Genomic DNA, 6,736 nt, shown 5'->3' on the forward strand with positions numbered 1-6,736 from the left:
TCACTCCTTGAACAGACGACTAATTGACTCTCGACGACGAGAGTACTTCTCGCACTGCGCGCTCCATCTGACTCCACTTGCCGAGGAACGCGCGCTTGTAATTCAGACTTGCCACCCAGCTGTCGTTCACATCTGTAATGTAGTGAACGCAGCCTGCTGCGGCCTCACCGGGCACACTGATGACCTCCTCGCCATCAATTGCAACACCGTCGCCAAGAAATTCAGGACTGTCACACTTGATGACAGTTCTGAGCTTGCCGTCTGGGGAACGGGCGACATACCAGTCGTTCTCAAAGATCACACTTCGCTTGAAGGGTCTTCCCGATTGCTTCTCGTACTTTTCTGCAAAAATCTTCAGTTTGGCTTCGTCGATGGCATAGGGGGTCAGACCATTCACTTCGGGCTGACGCAGGCGAAGATCGAGTCGATTGGACGGATTCTCGCGACTTAGCGATCCCGGCTCTGTAGTTGATTCGTTGGAAGCAATTCGATCAAGCAGCGACGCAATCGGCACCCGATCAACGTGACTAACAAGCACCTGTATCTCCTTGCGGAAATCGTTCGTCCGTGGATGAACCCTTGCCCCGGGATACGTGGGCTTCATGTCCGGCCACTCGATCACCAGCGTGACGCCTTCGCCCGGCCAAGGCGCGATCTGGCTGTCGAGGTAGTTCGCCGGAATCCGGAAAGTGTTCGGCCCAAGCTTCACATCGACGGGCGCGTTCGTGTACGTGCGGCCGTTGACGGTGCGTCCCTGCTCGATGCCTGCCGGAAGAGATTCAGCAGCCTTGCGCTTCGGCTGTTGCGGTGCCTGGCCGCATGCGTTGGTGCTGAGTGCAATCGCCAAGGCGGCGAGGACCCATCTTCCGGATTGCAGGGCACGCATCGAGTCAGTCCGTTGTCGAGAGGCTGACAATATAGTCGGAATTGCCCAAACGGGAGCGCAATGCGATGCTGCATCCCTCTCAGCCGGAGCAGCGTCATGGATCGTCGCGATTGTCTGAAAGCAGGCCTGGGCCTGTCCCTGCTGCCCCTCTCCAACGCGATGGCGTCCAACGCCCTGCCTGCCCGCACTACCGTGCGCCCGGACGATGCAGGCTGGCCCAGCCAAGCACAATGGGACGCCCTCTCCGGACAAGTCGGCGGCCAGCTCTCCACCCCCGTCTCCCCCTTCCTCGCCGACGAAGCCACCCGCGCTGAAGCGCTGGCGCAGATCAATAACCCCTTCTACATCGGCGACCAGCCAGCACTCACCCAGACCAGCGGTTACCACGGTGCGTGGCTGTCCCAACCCAGCGCCCGCGTAGTTGCGGCGCGCAACAGTACCGACGTCGTCGCTGCGGTGAAGTTCGCCCGCGAACACCGTTTACGTCTGGTGGTGAAAGGCGGCGGCCATAGCTACCACGGCACGTCCTGTGCACCCGATTCGCTGCTGATCTGGACTCGGGCGATGAAGCAGGTGGAGCTGCACGATGCCTTCGTGCCGGCGGGTGCACCGAGCGGGACCGCCGCACTACCGGCCGTCAGCCTCGGCGCAGGCGCGATGTGGATCCACGCCTACGACGCGGTCACCACCCGCGCCGGGCGCTACGTGCAAGGCGGCGGCTGCACCACCGTCGGGGTAACGGGGCTGGTCACCGGCGGCGGCTTCGGCAGTTTCTCCAAGGCGCATGGCACTGCAGCGGCCAGCCTGCTTGAGGCCGAGGTGGTCACCGCAGATGGCCAGCTTCGCGTGGTCAACGCCCATCAGGATCCAGACCTGTTCTGGGCCTTGAAGGGCGGCTGCGGTGGCAGCTTCGGTGTGGTCACCCGCATCACCCTGCGCACCCATGCCTTGCCCGACTATTTCGGCGGCGTGTCGCTAAAGGTGCAGGCGGCCGACGAGGCCAGCTGGCAGGCACTGGTCGCGCACAGCCTGCGCTTCTACCGCGACGCCCTGTGCAACCCCCACTGGGGCGAGCAGCTGCGGTTCGATGACGAGCGCTGCCTGCAGGTGTCGATGGTGTTCCAGGGCATTAACGAGCGCGAGGCCAAGGAGGCTTGGGCTCCATTCATGGCGTGGCTGGGGAAGAACGCCGCATATTCCATCGTTGAGCCGCTGCAGGTGTCTGCCCTGCCCGCCGAGCACATGTGGGACGCGGCGTTCTTCCGGAGATACGCGCCGCAGTTCATCGCCCGCGATACCCGTGCTGGGTCGCCGCCGATCCATATGCTGTGGAAAGGCGATCAGGGCCAGGTGGGCTGGTACCTGCATGGCTACGCCTCGGTGTGGATGCCGTCGAAGCTGCTGGACGATGCGCAGCGCGATGCGGCGGCCAAGGCGATCTGTACGGCGGCGGCGCACATGCCGGTGGAACTGCATTGCAACAAGGGGCTGTTCGGGGCACCGAAGGAGGCGTTGGATGCAACGCGAAACACGGCCATGCATCCGGCGGTGCTGGATGCGTTCGCGCTGGCGTTGATCGGCAACGCCGGTGATCCGGCCTATGCCGGTAGTGGTGGCGTGGTGAATGAGAAGAAGGCCGAACGCGGGGCCACGCGGGTGCAGGCGTCGTATGACGCGCTGCGCGCGGTGCTGCCCACCGCGCCGACCTACGTGTCGGAATGCGATTTCTTCCAGCGCGACTGGCAGCAGGCGTTCTGGGGGCCGAATTATCCGAGGCTGTTGAAGGCGAAGCGGCGCTATGACCCGGATGGGATGTTCGTGATTCATCATGGAGTGGGGACGTAGAGCCACGCCTTGCGTGGCTGCGCTTCGTTCTTTGGTCATGCGTTACCGGGCGCGGCACGTTTCACGGCGGTCGTCTATCGACCGACCCTACCAGGCAACGCACATCCTGCGTTCGGATGTCTATGGATCAATCGTGTCGCTTCAATTGATTTCTTCAATTGTGGAACAGGCTTCGCGGTTCTGGTGAGCCAGACGCGACACCGTCCTTGTCGCACATAGGCTTCCCTCAAACACGTCGTTTTTGCCTGTTTCAATGCGATTGCAGAAGGCGCACTGTCTGCGTCGGGTTTAGTAGCCCTTCCACTAGCCATAATGTTCGCGCATCCCGAGTCGGGAGGGTGGTTAATACAACACCCTTTCTGGGGAATACGCCACACCGTGCGCTAGTGGACGGCTACTTACCTCCCGACCCCTCTCGTCGCAATGGCGAGAGGTCTTCCAGAACAATGGAGACTGTGTATGCGCAATACCGATGTTGATAACGACGACACCACACCCAAGGCCGAACGCTGCAAGTGCTGCAACAGCGTGCTGCGCCCGCCGCAACTTCCGCACAAGCCCGCGCCGTTCCTGCTGCTGCATGGGGCGTGGATGACCCATGTGGGCATCGCGGTGGGCTCGCGGGTCCGCGTTGAAGGCGGACCGGGCCAGATCAAGGTCACGCTGGTGGGGCCGCCGCGACGGGTGCGTTCGGTGATTCCGGAGGGGCCGACCGGTGAGGTGCGCCACGTGCATTACGTGGACGTGCACGCGGATCCCATTCCGCCCATGCCGTCTGCGGCGTAACGCAGGATAGAACGGAGGTGTCCGACCGGCCGGCGGACACACCCGTGCCACCATGCGGTACGCTGCAAATCACCTGCCCGCCCGGAACGCCGCCCATGAAGCCACGTCCGTCCGCCCTCGCCTTATGCCTTGCTCTGTGCACCGCCCTGCCGCCCGCCATCGCCCTGGCCCAGGACGAACCCGCGGCCGCCACCGCTGCCGAAGAGGCCAGCGCCTACAACACCCTGCTGGACGCGCAAACCATGGCGGCGATCAACGCCGACCCGGAGCTGCGCACCCTGCTCGGCCTCAACGGAGGCCCGGCCGGCGATACCTCCGACCAGCTCACCGACGTTTCTCTGGAACGGCGTGCGATCAATCGGCAGATGCTGGCCGACAATCTTGCCGCGCTGAAGGCCTGGAAAGGCCCGCCGCTGGATGCGCAGCAGCAGCTCAGCGACGGTCTGGCGCGCTGGTTCTATCAGTCACAGATCGACCTGATGGCGGTGCCGTGGAGCGCAGCGTGGCTGCCGGTGGGCGGCAGCACCTATGCCATCGACCAGTTGTTCAGCCTGCCGGTGAACCTGCCGCAGTTCTTCGACAACCAGCACGCGGTCACCGACCTGACCAGCGCCGAGCACTACATCGCCCGCTTGAACGCACTGGGCCCGAAGCTGGACCAGGTGCTGGCCAACGCCGACCTGCAGGCCGAACACGGCGTGGTGCCACCGGAAGTCGCACTGGAAGGCGCGGCGAGCCAGTTCCGCACGCTGCTGGAACCGGCCCCGAAAGACAGCCTGTGGGTGACCTCATTCCGGCGCAAGCTGGAAAAGGTGCCCTCGATCAAGCCGGCCGAACGCGCCGCGCTGGTCGCGCAGGCCATCGCCGCGGTCAGTACCTCGGTCAACACGGGCTACCAGCGCCTGCTCGAGCGCAGCGAAGCGCTGCTGGCCACGCGTCCGGGCAACACCGGCATGTGGTCGCGCCCGCAGGGCGATGCCTACTACGATGCCGCGCTGCGCTGGTACACCAGCACCAACCTGGGGGCCGACGCCATCCACCAGATCGGCCTGAATGAAGTGGCCCGGCTGGAAACGGCGATGGACGAGCGGCTGCGCCAGCTGGGCCTTGAAGACGGCAGCGTGGCCGAACGTGTGCAGGCGCTGGCGGCCGATCCGCGCTACACCTATGCCGACAGCGACGCCGGCCGCGCCGAGGTGCTGGCCGACATCGAAAAGCGCCTGAGTGCGCTGGACCCGATCCTGCCCGACTATTTCGGCCTGCTGCCGTCACAGAAGCTGCGGGTGCAGCCGGTGCCGGCACACATGCAGGCCACCTCGCCCGGCGGTTACTACTACCCGCCGGCGATGGACGGCTCGCGTCCGGGCACGTTCTTCATCAACCTGGGGGACATGAAGGCCAACACGCGCTGGAGCGTACCCACCCTCACCTATCACGAAGGGGCACCGGGGCATCACTTCCAGATTGCGATTGGCCAGACCTTGGAGCATCTGCCGATGCTGCGCCGCAGCCTCAATCCGAGTGCCTTCAGCGAAGGCTGGGCGCTGTATGCGGAACAGTTGATGGCCGAGGCTGGGGTCTACAAGGACGACCCGGCGGGCGACCTGGGTAGGCTGCAGGCCGAGATGTTCCGCTCGGTGCGGCTGGTGCTGGACACCGGCCTGCATCGCAAGCGCTGGACGCTGGATCAGGCGATGGCCTACATGCAGGAAAAGACCGGCATGACCGAAGCCGAGGTGCGGGTGGAAGTGAACCGGTACCTGGTGCAGCCTGGGCAGGCGTCTTCCTACAAGATGGGGCACCTGCGCCTGCTGGAGCTGCGCGAGCAGGCGAAGCAGCAGCTGGGCGAGCGCTTTGACATCCGCCGGTTCCACGACCTGATTCTGGGTAATGGGGCGATGCCGATGACGGTGGTGACCCAGGCGGTGGACACCTGGATCGCCGAGCAGCAACCGTAGAGCCACGCCCTGCGTGGCTGCTCTCCGTTCCGGGGTCATGAACTCCTGACGCGCGGCTCCGTTCGTGTTTCAACGTTGGATGCGTGCAGGCGTGGGTATGGGGAGGCCTTCGGACGTTTGTGCCGCGCTGCGCGCGGGTACCACGCAGGGCGTGGTAGCTACGGGACATGTTACGTGCCCAGGACGATGGCGTTGTTCGCATCCGATCTCGGTAGTTTTACTGGCCGCTGCTCGGTGTAACTCCGCTTGTCCACATCCCGGAAGCTCCGCACTGTGACGCTTTGGAACGGTCACGGAGCGTGCCATGCACTCATTGCGTCGCTGCCTGCTGGGCACGCTGATCCTGGCTGCCGGCTTCCTGGCCGCCCCGGCTGCCTCGGCAGCCGCAGATCCCGCCATCGACCCCGCCGCGATCACCGCAGTGGAACAGATGGGCAAGGCGCTGCGGGCGCTGCCGAAGTTCGCGCTGACCGCCAGCACGCGTACGGAGTACGTGCTGGACGATGGCCAGAAACTTTCACTGGCCGGCACCGTGAACTACAAGGTGCTGGGCGCGGACCACTTCTTCGTGGAGATCCTCAGCGACCAGCAGCACCGCCAGCTGTTCTATGACGGTCACACTCTCACCCTGTATGCGCCGCGCCTGAAGTACTACACCACCGTGGACAACCTGGACCGCAGCAGCCAGGCGCTGGTGCGTGATGCCGCCACGGAACTGGGCGTGGAGTTTCCGCTGGCCGACCTGTTCCTGTGGGGTACGCCGGCCTTCCCGACCACTTCGTTTCAGTCGGCTTTGAAAGTCGGCAGCGAAACGATTGATGGCGACGCCACCGATCATTTCGCGTTCCGCCAGCCGGGCGTGGACTGGCAGGTGTGGATCTCGCGGCGTACGAATCTGCCACGCCAGGTGCAGATCACCAGTCACAGCGACCCTGCCCTGCCCACCTACCAGGCCACGCTGGACTGGGACACGCGGCGGGCGATCAGCACGGCGGATGTGACTTTCAAGCCCGGCGATGCCACGCGGATTGCCTTCGTACCGGCGGTGGCGGTGGTTGATGACACTGCAGGAGATCGCTGAGATGGCCATCCTCTCGTTGCGACATACGCTGTTGAGCGCACTGCTGGTATCCCTCGGTGCGGCCACGCTGGCACCGGACGCACACGCGCGACCGGGCTTGCGTGGCTTCGCGCACCCATCCATCTCGCACGCCGGTGGCTTTGGCGGTGGTGGCTTCAGCGGCGGCGGGCGCGGCGGCTT

5 protein-coding genes are annotated in these 6,736 nt (G+C 64.6%); 4 read left to right on the forward strand and 1 reads right to left on the reverse strand.

Annotation, left to right across the window (positions count from 1 at the left end; translation table 11 throughout):
* Window positions 1–19: 19 nt before the first annotated feature.
* Window positions 20–886, reverse strand: coding sequence for a hypothetical protein (locus tag EGJ34_RS10545; RefSeq protein ID WP_125360433.1), 867 nt, complete (start codon window positions 884–886; stop codon window positions 20–22).
* A 96-nt stretch (window positions 887–982) separates the two neighbouring features.
* On the opposite strand from EGJ34_RS10545, the gene EGJ34_RS10550 reads away from it, so the two are divergent.
* From EGJ34_RS10550 to EGJ34_RS10565, 4 genes are all read left to right on the forward strand, one after another.
* Window positions 983–2,731: an FAD-binding oxidoreductase gene (locus EGJ34_RS10550; protein WP_125360434.1), complete on the forward strand. Its 1,749-nt coding sequence runs from the start codon at window positions 983–985 to the stop codon at window positions 2,729–2,731.
* Window positions 2,732–3,190: 459 nt separating this feature from the next.
* Window positions 3,191–3,517: a hypothetical protein gene (locus EGJ34_RS10555; protein WP_125360435.1), complete on the forward strand. Its 327-nt coding sequence runs from the start codon at window positions 3,191–3,193 to the stop codon at window positions 3,515–3,517.
* 95 nt (window positions 3,518–3,612) lie between these two features.
* Window positions 3,613–5,475 carry a DUF885 domain-containing protein gene (locus EGJ34_RS10560; RefSeq protein WP_125360436.1) on the forward strand — a complete coding sequence of 621 codons (1,863 nt, stop codon included), beginning with the start codon at window positions 3,613–3,615 and terminating at the stop codon, window positions 5,473–5,475.
* Window positions 5,476–5,779: 304 nt separating this feature from the next.
* Window positions 5,780–6,556, forward strand: coding sequence for a DUF2092 domain-containing protein (locus EGJ34_RS10565; RefSeq protein ID WP_125360437.1), 777 nt, complete (start codon window positions 5,780–5,782; stop codon window positions 6,554–6,556).
* The last annotated feature ends 180 nt before the right edge of the window (window positions 6,557–6,736 follow it).

The sequence above is a fragment of the Stenotrophomonas sp. 278 genome, from assembly GCF_003935715.1.
Lineage (GTDB): Bacteria > Pseudomonadota > Gammaproteobacteria > Xanthomonadales > Xanthomonadaceae > Stenotrophomonas > Stenotrophomonas maltophilia_AH.